The organism is Acinetobacter sp. AL9, from assembly GCF_041464035.1.
In the GTDB taxonomy this organism is placed as follows: domain Bacteria; phylum Pseudomonadota; class Gammaproteobacteria; order Pseudomonadales; family Moraxellaceae; genus Acinetobacter; species Acinetobacter towneri.
In genome coordinates, this window is sequence record NZ_JAYFSK010000291.1 from 1 (window position 1) to 238 (window position 238).

The following is a 238-nucleotide window of genomic DNA, read 5'->3' on the forward strand; positions in this document are numbered from 1 at the left end:
GCAGTTTTTCACTGATATCTTCGCCGATACGACGTAACTGGCAGCCACAACTGCATTGGGTTGATGCAGGTTCATGCTCAATACGGATGGTGTGTAGATGATCTGGCAGTGGTCGACGTTTAGGTTTGTTGACTGTGGCTTTCTGTGTCGCTGCATGGGTTTTATCTGCATTTAATCGTTCTAATTCCAGATCAACGGCTGCGATATCTTCTTCGACCGCCTCATCCCACAGATGGAT

Annotated in this window: 1 pseudogene; it reads right to left on the reverse strand. The window is 47.5% G+C overall.

Annotation, left to right across the window (positions count from 1 at the left end):
* A pseudogene (locus ACEO2X_RS14760) lies at positions 1 to 238 on the reverse strand (IS66 family transposase); the annotation flags it as partial.